The 14897-nt window shown below is 43.7% G+C and carries 14 protein-coding genes; 1 reads left to right on the forward strand and 13 read right to left on the reverse strand.

Going from position 1 to position 14897, the window contains the following annotated elements:
- Positions 1–84: 84 nt before the first annotated feature.
- From DESRU_RS18845 to DESRU_RS21040, 3 genes are all read right to left on the reverse strand, one after another.
- Positions 85–1275 (reverse strand): ornithine--oxo-acid transaminase, encoded by a 1191-nt coding sequence (locus DESRU_RS18845; protein WP_013843687.1) that lies wholly within the window; start codon positions 1273–1275, stop codon positions 85–87.
- A gap of 296 nt (positions 1276–1571) precedes the next feature.
- Positions 1572–2126, reverse strand: coding sequence for a hypothetical protein (locus DESRU_RS18850; protein ID WP_013843688.1), 555 nt, complete (start codon positions 2124–2126; stop codon positions 1572–1574).
- A 416-nt stretch (positions 2127–2542) separates the two neighbouring features.
- The gene (locus DESRU_RS21040) at positions 2543–2680 is read right to left on the reverse strand and encodes a hypothetical protein (RefSeq protein ID WP_013843689.1); all 138 of its coding nucleotides are present in this window, start codon (positions 2678–2680) and stop codon (positions 2543–2545) included.
- Between the two features lie 217 nt (positions 2681–2897).
- Here DESRU_RS21040 and DESRU_RS20645 point away from each other — a divergent pair, with 217 nt between their 5' ends.
- Positions 2898–3329, forward strand: coding sequence for a hypothetical protein (locus tag DESRU_RS20645; RefSeq protein ID WP_143758821.1), 432 nt, complete (start codon positions 2898–2900; stop codon positions 3327–3329).
- Between the two features lie 2 nt (positions 3330–3331).
- Here DESRU_RS20645 and DESRU_RS18865 read toward each other — a convergent pair whose 3' ends face one another.
- From DESRU_RS18865 to DESRU_RS18910, 10 genes are all read right to left on the reverse strand, one after another.
- Positions 3332–4009 carry a hypothetical protein gene (locus DESRU_RS18865; protein ID WP_013843690.1) on the reverse strand — a complete coding sequence of 226 codons (678 nt, stop codon included), beginning with the start codon at positions 4007–4009 and terminating at the stop codon, positions 3332–3334.
- Positions 4010–4060: 51 nt separating this feature from the next.
- Positions 4061–5044 carry a S1 RNA-binding domain-containing protein gene (locus DESRU_RS18870; RefSeq protein ID WP_013843691.1) on the reverse strand — a complete coding sequence of 328 codons (984 nt, stop codon included), beginning with the start codon at positions 5042–5044 and terminating at the stop codon, positions 4061–4063.
- Between the two features lie 20 nt (positions 5045–5064).
- On the reverse strand, positions 5065–6120 hold the full coding sequence (locus tag DESRU_RS18875; protein ID WP_013843692.1) for a ParB/RepB/Spo0J family partition protein: 1056 nt from the start codon (positions 6118–6120) through the stop codon (positions 5065–5067).
- Positions 6117–7043, reverse strand: coding sequence for a TraM recognition domain-containing protein (locus DESRU_RS18880; protein ID WP_041275489.1), 927 nt, complete (start codon positions 7041–7043; stop codon positions 6117–6119). Before DESRU_RS18880 ends, DESRU_RS18875 begins: the two co-directional genes overlap by 4 nt.
- 82 nt (positions 7044–7125) lie before the next feature.
- Positions 7126–9099: a VirD4-like conjugal transfer protein, CD1115 family gene (locus tag DESRU_RS18885; RefSeq protein WP_013843694.1), complete on the reverse strand. Its 1974-nt coding sequence runs from the start codon at positions 9097–9099 to the stop codon at positions 7126–7128.
- Between the two features lie 322 nt (positions 9100–9421).
- The gene (locus DESRU_RS18890) at positions 9422–10018 is read right to left on the reverse strand and encodes an HD-GYP domain-containing protein (RefSeq protein ID WP_013843695.1); all 597 of its coding nucleotides are present in this window, start codon (positions 10016–10018) and stop codon (positions 9422–9424) included.
- Positions 10019–10095: 77 nt separating this feature from the next.
- Complete coding sequence (locus DESRU_RS18895; protein WP_013843696.1) at positions 10096–11166, reverse strand: ParM/StbA family protein; 1071 nt, start codon at positions 11164–11166, stop codon at positions 10096–10098.
- A 323-nt stretch (positions 11167–11489) separates the two neighbouring features.
- Positions 11490–12377, reverse strand: a complete 888-nt coding sequence (locus tag DESRU_RS20060; protein ID WP_013843697.1) for a VanW family protein — start codon at positions 12375–12377, stop codon at positions 11490–11492.
- A 72-nt stretch (positions 12378–12449) separates the two neighbouring features.
- Positions 12450–14105, reverse strand: coding sequence for a hypothetical protein (locus DESRU_RS18905; RefSeq protein ID WP_013843698.1), 1656 nt, complete (start codon positions 14103–14105; stop codon positions 12450–12452).
- Between the two features lie 10 nt (positions 14106–14115).
- Positions 14116–14871, reverse strand: coding sequence for a hypothetical protein (locus tag DESRU_RS18910; RefSeq protein WP_013843699.1), 756 nt, complete (start codon positions 14869–14871; stop codon positions 14116–14118).
- Between the last annotated feature and the right edge of the window lie 26 nt (positions 14872–14897).

Genomic DNA, 14897 nt, shown 5'->3' on the forward strand with positions numbered 1-14897 from the left:
TACTGTAAAACCGTGGAGACCTTTAAGGCCATTCCCTCTTTAACCATTATATCAAGGACCCGAAAATTATATCCCAAAATAGCCCTAAGAGAAGCAGGCGGCAATCCGCTCATAGGCCCAGTCCAGTTCTTCCCTGGTAATGGTTAAGGGCGGCGCAAAACGGATGGTGTGAACATGGGTTTCCTTGCACAGGAGCTTCATTTCCTTTAATTTTTCACAATAGGGGCGGGCCTCTGTGTTCAGCTCAAGGCCAATGAATAATCCTTTGCCCCGGATTTCCTTAATAACAGGGTTTTTGATCTGCTTAAGTTGATTCATAAAATATTCGCCCAGGGTTAAGGATTGCTGCGGAAGGTTCTCCTCCTCCAGCACTTCCAAAGCAGCCACCGCCACGGCACAAGCCAGGGGGTTGCCGCCAAAGGTGGACCCGTGGGAACCGGGTTCAAAGACGCCCAGGATGTCTTCATCGGCCGCTACGGCGGAAATGGGCAGAACACCGCCTCCCAGCGCTTTTCCCATGATATAGATATCCGGGACCACGCCTTCCCAATCACAAGCAAACCAACGGCCGGTTCGGCCAAAGCCGGTCTGAATTTCGTCCGCCACAAAAAGCAGGTTATTTTCCTTGCAAATGGCGTAAGCCTCCTGCAGGAAACCTTCCCTGGGAATTACAATGCCCGCTTCTCCCTGAATGGGTTCTAACAAAAAGGCGGCGGTGTTCGGCATGATGGCTCCTTTAAGGGCTTCCGTATCGCCGTAGGGAATAATTTTAAATCCCGGTGTGAAGGGCCCAAACCCTCTTTTATATTCTTCCTCTGAAGAGAAGGAAGTGATGGTCGTGGTCCTCCCATGGAAGTTTCCCCGGCAGACAATAATCTCCGCCTGGTTTTCCACCACCTTTTTCCGGTCATAGGCCCACCGCCGGATCGCTTTAACCGCCGTCTCAACCGCTTCGGCCCCGGTGTTCATGGGGAGAATCCGGTTCTTGCCGGTTACTTGAGCCAACTTTTCATAAAAGCGGTACAACTGGTCATTATGGAAAGCCCGGGAAGTCAGGGTCACTTTATCCGCCTGATCCTTTAAGGCTTTAATAATTTTGGGGTGGCGGTGCCCTTGATTTAAGGCGGAGTAAGCGCTCAGCATATCCATATAGCGGTTTCCTTCAGGATCCTCTACCCATACCCCTTCGGCCTTGGCAATAACAATGGGAAGAGGATGATAATTGCGGGCACCCAGCGCTTCGGTTTTTTCAATAATATTGTTTGATAAATTCATCTCGCACGCTCCCTGTCATCTATATTCTGACCCGTTTGCACAGACATATTTCAACAACTTCTACAAAGGGAGACAATAACCTGCCAAACCAGGAAAGTAAACCCTATTGTCCAAGCGGAAACATTAATATTTATGTATAGAAACTTACAACCTCGCCAGAATCTTTATTCTTTAATGAGAGCTTCCCCCATGGATTTTTAGAGTATAACCTTTTTTAAAATAAAAAAGAGGGAAGGCCGGCGGCCTTCCCTCTTTTAATTCAAAGTATAACCTTAATTTTTTAAAAACTTTAACCTTTAGCGATTATTTAATTCTCCCTTTTCTTTATTATCAACCATTTCTCTTTGTATTATCTTTTTCACGCTCATCTCTAAATCCAATTCGGCCTCATAATCTTTGAGAAGCCTGCTCTGCCACTGTTTGACACATTTTCTGGCCTTCTCTATATCATCAAAATAACGATTAAGCTGTCTTAAAGTATATACATGTTGGAGATAAAAGGCATCTCCGTTTCTAATACCCTGTATTTTCACAAAATATCTTCCCTTTTCAGGGTTCCTAAGTTCGGCCAGTGTAATATAAAACAGAAAACCGGCCATGGTGAACGTCCAGGCTTCGGACCATTCATATTCCGGAAAGTCTCTGGATTGTCCAAGATATAACCATTGCCAAGCCGACGGTGTTTTTTGTTCGGCCAGGCTTTTAATTTTCTCCAGCCTTTCGAGATTATATTTGACTTTTCTTCTCTCTTCACTGATCCGGGTTAATTCGCAATAAATCCGGTCATACTCCCGGTCCAGGCGAGAAAGTTTCTCCAGTTCCTGGTTAAACAAGTCAAAATAATGTTTCATAAAAAGACGGCAGCCCCCTTGGCAGGCTGCGCGTCATCCCCCCTTTCAGATCGGAATGCAGCCTTGCCAAGTTGGCTTATATTTTAAAGACCGGGCCCGGAGGCACAGTCTGTCGGTTTCGTGTTGCAGACCCTTTCGGTGATGCCGAAAAGGCATTTTTAGGTTTAGTTGGTCTTTGTCATGCAAAGACGGATGTTTCAATGTACTGCTTAAAAACCACCTCGATGGGTTTTAAGCAGTACACTAAACATCCCTTACAGGGAAATATCCCCGGAAAGAATCCCGGGGATATTTTAATAACGTTTCAAAATACTTGATTAACTTTTTAAGATATGTTATTGTTCAAGTGAGTTTATTTTGCTTTTCTTATCAGGAAAAGCAAAATGTTTTTGGTGTAGACGCTATCCTTAGGGGGGTTAGCGTCTTTTGTTCTTTTTAGGCTTTTCTGGTTTTTTAGTTTTAACATACTCCGTAATTAAAACAATGATGGCCGTCAGCAATTTTGCCACTGCCTCAAAGTTATTTACTAAAAAACCCACGATTTCTCTAGGCATATTCCTTTCCCCCGTTTCTTTTTTTGGGAAAATAAATACCGGCAGATCCAAAGGATTGCCGGTTCATATTTTTCCATCCCGTTTTTACTATGGTAAAAGCTTTTCCTTATTAATTGTTACAACTTACCCTCTTTTTTGAACTCTCTCCTTTCTTTGTTTTTTGTCTCCACTTTTCAGCAAAGCAGATTATGTTTTTCTCTGGACGTCCCTGCCAATCTTGTCGGCAAGAAAAATTTCCGCGTTTTATGGCTTTTCCGATCATGCCGGAAAAGTTAAGTTTAGTTGCGGATTTCCGGCAGCCTGCCTGTCCGGCATGTTCCCGGAAACCCACAGAAAAATAAAAAAACCCCTGCCCACCCCCTTCAGTTCAGGAATTGGTAGTGGACACAGGGCTGTTTCAAAAAGGTGCGGCACATATATTTTATGTAAATATTTTCCATTTAAGCATGCAACGACAAAAAAGCCCACATTCCCCCGGGGCAACTTCCTTCCGTGGGGAAAACATGGGCTCAATGTTTCAGGATATGAAAGCCCCTCCGGTCATGCCGAAGAGGCAAAATTTTATTTCACCAAACACAAATGTCCACCTTTTGGTGGTTGCTTTAACTATACACTGCCCTGTTGTCTCTGTCAATCCTTTTTTATTTAAATCTAACTGCCGGGATTAAATCTTGTATCCGGCACCAGATCCTGTTTTTCCAACAGATAAAAAAGGATTCCCTCTTTTAAAAGGGCATCCCAGGTATACCTTACAAAATTTGTAGGGATGGACTGACGGGCGATTTCCAAGGCATGTTCCCTGCTGGTGGCTACAACAAATAAGCGGTGCTTGTTTTCAATATAGTTAAAAGCCCGGAGAGTGTAAATATTGTCACCCTGGATGAGCCTTGGAGCCACTACCAGGAATCGCTGTTCCCCATTGAGGAGGGCGGGATAGCTGCCCTCCAGATCCCAGGCTGCCCCGGGCCAAACTTTTTTCATTTTTATCCACAGTTGATTCGCCGCCGTTACTCGCAACAACTCATCGGTCCGGTACAGGCTGTGCCGCTTTTTCACTACCCGGGCTCCGGCAACTCCCAGCGTATATAAAGGAGGCGCACCATCACTGCGGTATTCGTCCAGAAACCCTTTCTTGACCAGTCCAGTGACGGAATGCCTGACGTTAAGTCCCGTCAGTTCAGCCATTTGGTTGCGGGAAAGAACTCTACAAGCAGCCAGGGTTTTTAGCAGGATCACTTCATTTTCACCGGTTAAAATATGTCCGTTGGAGGGTATCCAATGTCTGGTGTAATGTGTATTTCTTCCATGAAAGGGTCCCAAGTGGATCATTTTTTATTCCCCCTTTCCAGAACAGGATGCGGGTGCTTAATAAATTCATCTTTAACCAAAATGGACCCATCTGGAAAGCCCGGTGACTACACCGGTAATATATCTCTTCTCTAGGTTCACGATATTCAACCGTACATTGACCGTGTCCCCAATGGTATATTCCTGTTCGGACACCGTTGGGCAAATGGCGCTGATGCCCGGTTCCAGCTCCACCACCAGCTTCCCGTTATTGGTGTAACGACTGATTACCCCGTTATAACGGCCGTCCTTTTTATATCGGTCCTGAACATGGGTCCAGGGGTCCGGCAGCAGCGTCCGGAGATTGACCCGTACGTAAGCATTTTCGAAATCCACCCGGGTGACCCGCACATCAAAGCTCATACCGGGCCTGACCAATTCCCGGGCGTCTTCCACTCTGCCCCAGGACATATCCCGTACGGTAAGATAGGCGGAGACCCCGCCAATGTCCATATAGGCGCCTTCTTTAACAACCGATCTTACAGTGGCGGTCCGCACAGGCCCCACCTGAATCGCCTTACGTCCTAATTCCTGCATACGATGCCGGACTTCTTCGGTGGGTTCTTGTCCTTCCTCCGGACGAAGAGCATTCATCTCATCCAAAACCTGGACCAACTCTTCACAACTTTTTTTCAGCTCTTCCCAGGTTGCACCGGCCATTTCCGCCAGTGCGTCTTTGCGGGAGAGGTACGCCACCCCTTGGCTCCGGGCGCACTGCTTTACCTTAAAGGCCACCGGAGCTCCGATTAAGGCAGACAGATACTTAGGCCGGGGCTCCCCGATCTCATCCGGCAGGATTACTCCTTTGATGGAACCAATGAAAATAATCAGGTTTTCCCTCACTATACCGCCGGACCGGTCCGGCTCAACTCCACTGACACTGCCCTGTATAATTTTATTTTTCCTTTGGGCGTCATAAAGAAATTCCCAGGTATTAGAATCATCAAGAAGGGTTTTGTTGCCGGAAAAGCCTTCACTCATCCCCTGACCCAAACTGTTAATCGGTTTCTGAAACATAAATATTATCCTCCTGTTTTCTATTTAGCTTGAAGCCTTGTCTTATCGGTTTCTAAAGATTGTTTTACGGCAAACTCAACCATCTGGCCCACCTCGATCAATACCTTCGCCCACTTTATCAGATGTGTGGCGGTGGCAGCTTCCAGGGGCAAGTCCAGTAAGGTTTCAATTTTAGGCTTAGCCCCGGCAACCGGCCGGGATACTTCTTCGATCAAATTATAAAGAGAAGCTCCCTTTTTCATAGCCCGCTCCCGCAGGGTCTTAACCGCATTCTCATGGTCGATCAGGTCATATTCCAAGGATTTCTTCTTGGCAAAAAGGGATTGGATCTCCTTTTCCAAGTCTTCTTTTTCCCCCTGCAGTTCCTTATGGACCGCCAGTTCTTTCTCCATGCTTTTAATTTGTTTTTCCATTACCTCTAATATCAGATAACCCCGGTCGTTTTGTTCCTTTAATTTTCTAACCTCTTCCGGGCCAATATCCCTAACGCCGTCCCCCAGGGCTCTATATAGTTCTTCCTGTACATAAGCGGGCAGGCAGGCCAGTCTTACCCCGGCCGTTAAGCCAAGAATCCCCCGTTCCACACAATCCTGCAGTTCTGAGATTAAATCGTTTAATTTATCATAGTTTCTTAAATTACGGTCCGAGTCTTTAAATAACTCGGACAAACCTCGGAAACCGTTTCCGAGGCTTCCCCGGGTCCCCTGCCGCATTCCGGCCCTTTGTTTGAGATAGCGTATCGCCCGGGCCTTTTCCATGGTAGTTAGTTCACGTACTTTCAAGTTGGTGTCCACCAAAATAATCCCTTCATCTAACTCATTATTTATAGCAATGCAGGGAACTTCGGTCAGTCCTGCCCTAACAGCCCCACGTTTCCTGCGATGTCCGGAAACAATGCGGAAACGTCCGTCCCCGGTGTCCTTTACCAGCAGGGGCTGCAGAACCCCCACTTCGGCAATGCTTTCCGCCAACTCCTGGAGCTGTTGTTCATCCATAAGAAAAATGTGATTATCCGGATGATCATCCAAATCATCCACAGACACCTGTATGACTTCTTGAAAAACTTCCCTGGTCAAGAGTGATCACTCCTCTCCAGAAATCTTTTAAATACAGGATGATCCCTGTAGTCTATGGCATCAACAGACGTATAGAAGCCATTAATCACCACATCAATTTTTTCCTGTTCAATCAGATTCCAGTTCGGGCTGAGGCAATCTGTCTCTTTCCGGGGCAATGATCTGGCGGTAAGATTGGCAAGGTAATTGGCTGTCTCATAATCTTTGATGTCCGTAAAAAGCACTGCCGCACAGGCATTGAGGACATTCTGCCATTCCTGGGGATAGGTTTCTCTCAATTCCTCTAGACCATTAGTCGCAATGGTAAATTTCAGTTCCGGCAACTCCTCCCCGGACAAATACCGGTTTAGAAATGGAATGGGTCCCAGTCCGCTGATCTTATCCACCAGAATATTTAACCCGTGGGAAGCGCCGTCCTTTCGAACCTGATGCGGTAAACCTAAATTTAAAAAAAGTGTTTTTAACGTTTTATAACCATTCAGTTCTCCCTGCTGAATATAGAAATAAGCACATTTTTCCCCTGCAGCGGGTCTCCGGTTCATGATTGTTTCCCCGGTTAAATTCTTCAGGTATTCTCGGTTGGCCGGAACCCGTGGCAATGGCTCATTTAAGATTTTAAGGGAATAACCTTCTCCTTCAAAAATATGCTTAAGGCATCTGAGAATCCGGCCTCTTTCATCAAAAATGAGCAGTGATTCCCCGGAATGGATCGCCTGCAAAGCGGCATTCACCAGAATCCATTTCCCGGTTTTGGACTGGCCGGTGGTAAAAACAATGATGCTTTTTTCCGTCTGGCCCGGGGTAATTCTGACAGGCATACCATTCACTTGTCCAAGCAGGATGCCTTCCCCATGACCGTAGCTAAATACTTCTTTATGCCAATTGATCAACAATGTTTCTTCCTTCCCTTGATATAGTGCCATTCCAGAAATTTAAATCATTAAATCCCTCCTAAACAATTTTTCCGTTATGCTTAAAACCAACTATTAAGAATGTCCGGTAATTTTAATCCCAGAAAGAAGCTCCCGCCCCTTTTGGGGCCCTATTTTCATCTTGTACTGCTTTGTCCCGGTCATAATCTTTCTTTTCCAGGAGAGCCGATGAAACCGAATATTTTTTAGCATTCAAAAATATTTGTTTTTGACTGGAACGAGCCAGGTACTCCTCCGCCCACTTGGGCCGATAGTTGGAAATATGACTCTCTTCCAGCTCCTTGTACCAGGGATAGTATTTATACCAGAATTTATCCAGCTTCATCAGCCGGCCATCCTGAAGACGAAGCAGGCATTCGTCGATTTTTAACCGGGTTACTTCCGCAGGATCAATAAGCCTTCTCTTGGTTGGCGCTTTGGAGATAGCCCCTGCAAAGGGGTTCAATCCCGCCAGTCCTTTGGGCCGGGAGTCCCTTTCGGATTCTACCGTGGTATCTCCCACCATTTCACTAATATATTTAGCGCTGGTAAGCTCTTTGGCCCCAAGGATGAGCCAATAGTCACAGTCCCCCAGGATAATCTCCCAGGCCTCGTTGCCTACTGCCAGCTTTAATTGAGGGATATTCTGGAAGATAATTGAACAAGCAATCCCGCGTCCCCGCATGGTGGACAACTTTTTAGGAAAGTCCGGTATCTGAGCCACATTGGTGAACTCCTCAAGAATGGCGTCTACCAGAACCGGCAGTACCCCCCTGGGCTGGCGGTCGGCCAAATCCATAAGCCGGATGAACTGGAAGCTAAAAAATACGCTGGCAATGAAATCAAAGGCGCTGTCCTTGTCCGACATGATGCAGAAGTAAACACACTTCTGCTTGCCGGGCAGTTCAAGATCAATATCGTTGCCGGCTGTTAGCTCACAGACCATTTGGTTTTGAAAAACTTCCAGCCGTCCCCCCAGTCCGGTAATGGCTCCAGATTTAATGACATCTGAGTTTTTCTTATAAAACTTAAAGGGCATGAGCGCAGGATGACTTTCAGGCAATATTGCAAAGAGGTTATCCAGATATTCCACACTCTCGGTGGCCAGAAGGGAATAAAGGGTGCCTAGGTTTCGGTTATGAACCGGCATTTCCGTAACAACATAGAGAACCAACGCCTTTAAAAGGTTTCTTTCTAAATCCTCCCAAAACTTTTCTCCTTTTTTCTGATTGGGGGATACCGTGTTCACCATCACGGTATTGGTAAACACCTGCGCGCTCAATTCATCATGAACTTCGGACAAAGGATTCCACCTGTCGGAATTTAACATGTTTACCAGATTAAAAACTTTAACCACATAGCCCCTTTTTTCAAGCCATTTTTTAAAGCTTCTGGTTAACTCCCCCTTGGGATCGGGTACAATCACCGATTTTCCTGAACGAACCGCCTGAAACAGGTTGTTGCTGATATAAGTTGAAGTCTTTCTGGATCCCGGCGGACCAAAGACCGCCACATTGCGGTTTCCGGGCGCATTTTCACGGAGAATGGCCGGTTTCAGGCCGCCAAAGGGCCCTTTTATACCGCCAAAAAAAATACCGGGTTGGTAATTGTAGTCCAGAAACTCTCTTACCCCGGCGGGATCCTCCAGTTTAGCGCTTCCAAGATCCCTTACGTCCTTTTTCACAAATTTTTTTCTTATAAAGTAAACCCCTGCCGAACCAAAAATCAGGATGTTAAGATACACCCATCCCGTAAATACCTGGGGCGCGGACAACGGATACCCGGTAAAGATTTTTCTAAAATAGGACCAGATCACCGGCAGGGGATGCGTTAGATACCACCGAGGATCCGGGATACCCGGCGCTGCCATTCCCAGGGCTTTGGTTAATCCGTAATAATGGTTGATAATCCATGCGGAGACCGTGCTGAGAAGCCATACATCCAACAGACCACCCATAAGGAACAGCAGCATAAACCGGGTCCATTTATTCTCCTTGATATCGCCTTGCCACCAACCCGTTAACAGGCCAGATAGTCTTTCTCTGGCATGAGTTAGGTCATCCTTCAATTTCACACCTCCTTGTATGATATGACCAACAGAGTAATTTCCAGTTGGTCTATTTTTATAAAGTAATTGACCTTTGTTATCCCTTGGGACAGTCATGGTAGAACCGATGGCGGGGCAGTTAAACACCTCCTGCACTCTATACTTAAAGATTTTCCAGATTGACTAAGACCAAGCATTAGGTGCTATAGTCTCCCGTTGTTCAATTCCAATCATGATTTTAGGGGCCCCATAATCATTACTTCTTCCTCAAAAGATTTTCAGGGGAGCACCCCTAAGTAAACATGGTAAAATTAAAAAACGGAATATTTATAGCCAAAATTCATTAAAATTGCATAGATTGCAAAAAAGATGACCGCTGTTTTTCTTCTGCCTCTTCCAACTTACGGAGCGTTTCCGCTCTCGCCAATGCACCAACCACTTGTTCCGGAGCAAACTTGGCTATTTCCAATAAGGCTACTTCTGGAGCAAATTCTTTTATTGTATTTCGATATTCTCTTTTAGTAACCATTGCGTTATACACATCGCAAGCTGCCAGTACCAACACGTCCAAGGGAGGGTCATATATACCATTTGGGTACCCTAGACCGCCGGGTCTCTCATGGTGTTGGGATACTAAACGCAAGATATCCCGGGACACATTCGGCCATTTACTTAAAATGATTTTTTCACCTTGAATGGTGTGATCTTTTATCACATCCCACTCATGAGGAAGAACAGGTGTTTTATAAAACAACTCCTTAGGCCAAGTAGTTTTACCCAGGTCGTGCAAAAATGCCGCTATACCTACATAGGCAACTCTTCTCTTATCAAACGACATGATAATGGCAGTTCTTATTGCCAGTTCCATTGTTTGCTCCGCATGCTTGTGTAGCACTGGTATTGGCCTCATCAACTTTTCCGCCCAATATAGATTTTTCATGTTTAACACCACCTTTAATTTTTATTTCTATCTAAAATATGAACCCCGCCAAAAAGGCAGGGTAAGGATAGGATTATCTATGCTATACAAAATTTCATATTCCCAAGATTCAGAGGTTTTTCTGTTTCGGCTTCGTAAGTAGAAATATCGTACTGGGCAGAAATAATTTTAAAATAGCCGGCAGCATTTGCTAGCTGTGGATTTTCCACAATGATTGTTTCAGGATGAATCTCTTTAAGAGTATCTTCTAGTAGTAAGACGCCTCCACCAATAAGATAAATATGTTCCATTAGATCTGTATTATCTCGCCACTTTGATCTAACCAGATCAATAATCGTCTTCGCTATGGCCTGCTTCGCCTGATTAATTTCATCCTTGATGGAATGCTTTTTTCCTCTGTAAATAATATATTGTTTGATTATAGCACTTTCTATTTGACTAACATCTAATCGACAACCAATTTGAGCTCTTATTGTCTTTTGTAATAATTCGTAAACATTGCTTGTGGCCATATCAATTGTGTCACAAAGATCAGTTCGTAAGAACGTAGATTTTCCTCGTGTCTCAAAGGCTACCACGTCACAAGTTTTATACCCTACGTCGATAACTCCCTCCAAATATTCGGAAGACATTACATTGTTATTTTTCCTTGGGATCAATGCGCCGGCAGCCTGCGGCAGTATAGAATGTTTTTTAAACTGAATCTTTTTTGTTTTACTCCTATGGGGTCCGCTAATAAACTGAACAGCGGAATAAAAGTGTGTCAAAAAATCTTCCATTTCATCTTTCTGGTAATCAAAATCTCCGTAAGGAAGTCCGGTTACTATATGCGTATCTTGTGGTTCTCTTGAAGCCAGCATCGCTGCCACAGTGGCTAGTAATATCTTGGTCATAGGGTGAGATATTTTGTAGGTATCAAGGGTATATGTTTTGTCCAAGGACTCTCGTTTTGCAAGCTCCCCTACAAAGTAATGTTTTCCATCAATCACTACATGTATATTATCCAGTTCATCGACTTCCTGGTTTAACTCATCTGCTATTCTCCGCTCATGGCCAGAGCCAACAAAGGAAGGAATACATATTTCTTTACCTTCAGAATTACACCCTTTTACCCAACCATAACCTAGATCGATTGATATAACGAACATAAAAACACTCTCCTTTTAATTGAATTAATTATATCTAACCAATGCATGCTCACAGGCTTTACCACGATGCCAAACAACCGCCTTGGCTTGTTTCTGAGAATTACAATATTTACTCTTGATGGAACAAGGCTTACATTTTGGGTTTGTGCATTTCTTGGAACAATCACAATATTTACAAGCAGAATACATGGACATTACTCCTTTCATGGAGTGATTTCGATGGCTCCATGGACCGAAGCGGAGGCTTCTCGGTTCATTTAAGCTGCTGTAGCACCAGTCCTCACCAGGCCTTAAATCTAAAAACTAAAACCTGAACCGCCTTTCTATATACCCCATATTTCAATAGTTAACCTACCCTTATCCCATTTAGTGATAATTTTAATCAACTCATTCTTATTATTTTTGAACTTATAGTCTAAATTGGGCCAAGCAACAGCAGTGTCTTCCCCCGGGTTTGCATAACGCACGGCAGCAGTATGGCCATGCTGTTCAAGTACATGGAGTTTTGCATTTATTACCACATAATTAAGAAGTGTTGATGTACGGCAGATCCCTCCTCCAATATCAGGTACGCTGATAGTACCTTCCTCAGTAGCCATATATGAACTGGATGGAACAAACCCCCGGTTTTCAGTTCTCGGACCAACGGTTTCATTAAAGGAAAAAGTATTACCCTGGGGAACAATCCTATGATTTATATATTGAGCTGCTACTTTTGCATTGACAGTACCCGGGTCACCCTCCTTCATGACCATTGATCCTTTGCTAATGATCCTCCAATGCCTGTTATGGATATCCACATTGACTTCTGAAGTTGATTTAAACCACCCTTGGCCTGTAAGCGATGCTGACGGTGTTGGCTGGGCCAATGCATTAGCAGTGGTAAAGCTTTTAGGGAATCCTACAGCAAGAATCAGCATCATACAGGCCATTAATCCCCAGTTATTTTCAATTTCATTAACACGGAAGTAGAGGAGAGGAATTAACAAAAAAACATTCATTCCAATAAATACCCCTGAAAGTAATGTGAGCTGATTGTAAAACAATAAAAATACGGCTAAAGATAGAAGAGCGTTTAGAGTAAAAACAACTATAAACTTACTTCCCTTGTCAATTAGAAACAAGCTAATTAAATGTAGCAAAGCTCCCCAGGGATACCAAACCTTCCACCAGGCCACCTCGCTGATATTATAAGTAAATCCTGCCAACATTAAGGAGGATATAATATAAAGATAATAAATGCGGCATCCCTCCTAAAAAAGAAAACCCCTAAATATAGAGGTTTATTTAGTAATGGTCAAATCAAGTACTTCATATATATTTCCACGCACATTTATAAAAGGATTTACCGATAAATGCTTTTGTTTTACTCCCTTCTGTGCGGTTAAAGTTATTCCGATGCTGGAGGGATTTACTGCATCCACGGGAACAATATATGATCCCCACCAGACATTGATATCATCCGTTATTGATTGTCTATTTGTTAACACGACGTTAGCGCCTGTTGTAAAGTCCGCCCATACCGTTTCTGCATTTCCTTCCGTTATTACTTCAAAAACAACATCCGCTCCGGCCTTTGCTTCTACCGGAAAGATATTTGTAGGTAATGTTTGTCCTATTTTGTTTTTAGCAATCGCAGTTACTTTTAAATCCCGTATATTTAAAGTGGTTGCCTCTAATTTTAAGTACAAGATTCTTGGCGTAACATTATCATCCATTGTGTTTAAAATGGCTTTTACAACATAGTCTTTTCCCACAGGAACCGTACACCATAGACCAGGTGCTACTTCAGTGAAATTGATTCCTCCATTGCTTGATACCCAATAGGAGATGGATGTATTTGCAGGAATATCTTCTGTTACTGTTAATTTAACTTCTTCAAAATCACTATCAGTAGAAAATATTTTAGACCAATATTCTTTCGGTGCCATGTACCCACCCATCAGTTGCAGCCCTGTTTTCTCCATACGGCTATCACGAACCATTTTTCCTTGGGCATCATCATAACGCCAATATTGGACCTCTCCGGATGAAGTTACGATTGCTTGATCATAGCTATCCGGTTTCAAAGAGATGGCAAAGGCTTCGGAAACAGTTCCAATACTGTAGGCCGATACACTTTTTCCTCCCCCGGTATCATTATCAAAATAAAGCTGTGCATTTGATTTACTGTTTATTGCATGGGTGGACTGATCTGAACTAAGACTTAAAATCTCGGATAGTCCTGTAATTTTTTTTGCAGTGTCCTCTACGTAATTACCAGTAAAATCATCATACATTAAATAATAAATAGTATCTTTGGTGGCCACCCGAAGATCTGCGGTACCTTTAACAATAGATACTGCAACAGGGTCTTGGATGGTGGTATTTTGTGTTAATTCGTTGACTAAAGCCCCGGACCGGGCATTATAAATTTTTAATTGTGCGCTGCCTTCATCATCTTTTATTAATACGGCCGCTTTATCAGAACCCTCCCAGGCATCCACCGACACCACCGCCCCTATGCCCGAGGCCTTTAAGGCAGGCTCATCAGCCATAGCAGAGCCGTTGAATTTAGCGTATTGTACTCCGTCCTGGCGAATAGCCCATATGTTTAGATTATCCTGTCTGATAGCTACCCCAATGGCATCTGTAATAAATGGGCAGGAAAAAATATTGTTCTGTTTTATGGAATCTGCAGAATCATCGCATTCGTACATTTGTATACCGGTTTTTGTTACCACTGCATATCCATCACCATACTTATTCATCGCGATAGCATTTGGGGTGTTTATCATTGGTAGTTTAACGGAGGTATCGGAAAGATCAATAATTGCGGTCGTCTTTGTCATATCCACATGGGTGGTATTGATAAAGTCATCCTCAAATACGGTTAAGGCCCAGGCAGGGACTGGAAGTGATAAAAGAAAAATCATGATTAAGAGATACCGGTACACCATCAACCCCCTCCTATTCTTTCGCGTTTTGAGCTATATCCAGTTTAATTATCTTCCATTCCCCCGCCAGATCTACCATATCTACAATTGCTTTAATGACTGCAGGTCTATACCCTTCTATTTGAACCGTATAAAGGGCATTGGCGACAAGATATTTCTCGCTTATCCCCAACGGGGTGATTTCCAATACCTTTGTTTTAGGCTGCATCTCAGGTACATGAGGATTAGACTTCTGAGAGAGCTCTAATATAGGACCTGCAAGATAAAGATAGTCCTTTTCCTTTTTTTCTGACATAGGCAATTCCAGGTAGGTTTTCAATTTCTCTCTCGCTGCAACCGGCATTGTACCGTTTTTTAGATTGTCGGGCTTTAGCTCTTTCTGAGATACTTTATAAATCAGCCAATGTTCACCTGTTTTTTGAAGACGGAACTCATAAGAGGATAAGTCATTAAACTTAGTGACACCGTAATTATTGGTTTTAATAACATCAGCTTTAATCACGGCAAAGGTATCGGTTTGAATCTCTGACGCTGTTTGAATGGAAATTACTTTTTGTGTGGTTTTCACTCGTTCCATTCCAGTCTGCATCTCCTGTAAAGCCTCCCCTGAAAGCATTGGCACTACGGTGTCCCATTTTGCTTGGCTGGCAGCATCTATGTAGTTTTTTACAGCGTAGTCTGGACCATCGTCCGTAGGAATGATTTTTTGATTGCATCCGGAAAGAACTATACTGATTAACAAAGCAGCCGTTAGAAAGATTTTTTTCATTGGTTTCCCCCCTTAAAATAAATCTA

This window comes from Desulforamulus ruminis DSM 2154, assembly GCF_000215085.1.
GTDB lineage: Bacteria > Bacillota > Desulfotomaculia > Desulfotomaculales > Desulfotomaculaceae > Desulfotomaculum > Desulfotomaculum ruminis.

Coding starts and splice junctions, on each gene's coding strand:
- DESRU_RS18845 (WP_013843687.1), bottom strand. CDS start 1,275: ATGAATTTATCAAACAATATTATTGAAAAAACCGAAGCGCTGGGTGCC.
- DESRU_RS18850 (WP_013843688.1), bottom strand. CDS start 2,126: ATGAAACATTATTTTGACTTGTTTAACCAGGAACTGGAGAAACTTTCT.
- DESRU_RS21040 (WP_013843689.1), bottom strand. CDS start 2,680: ATGCCTAGAGAAATCGTGGGTTTTTTAGTAAATAACTTTGAGGCAGTG.
- DESRU_RS18865 (WP_013843690.1), bottom strand. CDS start 4,009: ATGATCCACTTGGGACCCTTTCATGGAAGAAATACACATTACACCAGA.
- DESRU_RS18870 (WP_013843691.1), bottom strand. CDS start 5,044: ATGTTTCAGAAACCGATTAACAGTTTGGGTCAGGGGATGAGTGAAGGC.
- DESRU_RS18880 (WP_041275489.1), bottom strand. CDS start 7,043: ATGGCACTATATCAAGGGAAGGAAGAAACATTGTTGATCAATTGGCAT.
- DESRU_RS18890 (WP_013843695.1), bottom strand. CDS start 10,018: ATGAAAAATCTATATTGGGCGGAAAAGTTGATGAGGCCAATACCAGTG.
- DESRU_RS18895 (WP_013843696.1), bottom strand. CDS start 11,166: ATGTTCGTTATATCAATCGATCTAGGTTATGGTTGGGTAAAAGGGTGT.
- DESRU_RS20060 (WP_013843697.1), bottom strand. CDS start 12,377: ATGTTGGCAGGATTTACTTATAATATCAGCGAGGTGGCCTGGTGGAAG.
- DESRU_RS18905 (WP_013843698.1), bottom strand. CDS start 14,105: ATGGTGTACCGGTATCTCTTAATCATGATTTTTCTTTTATCACTTCCA.
- DESRU_RS18910 (WP_013843699.1), bottom strand. CDS start 14,871: ATGAAAAAAATCTTTCTAACGGCTGCTTTGTTAATCAGTATAGTTCTT.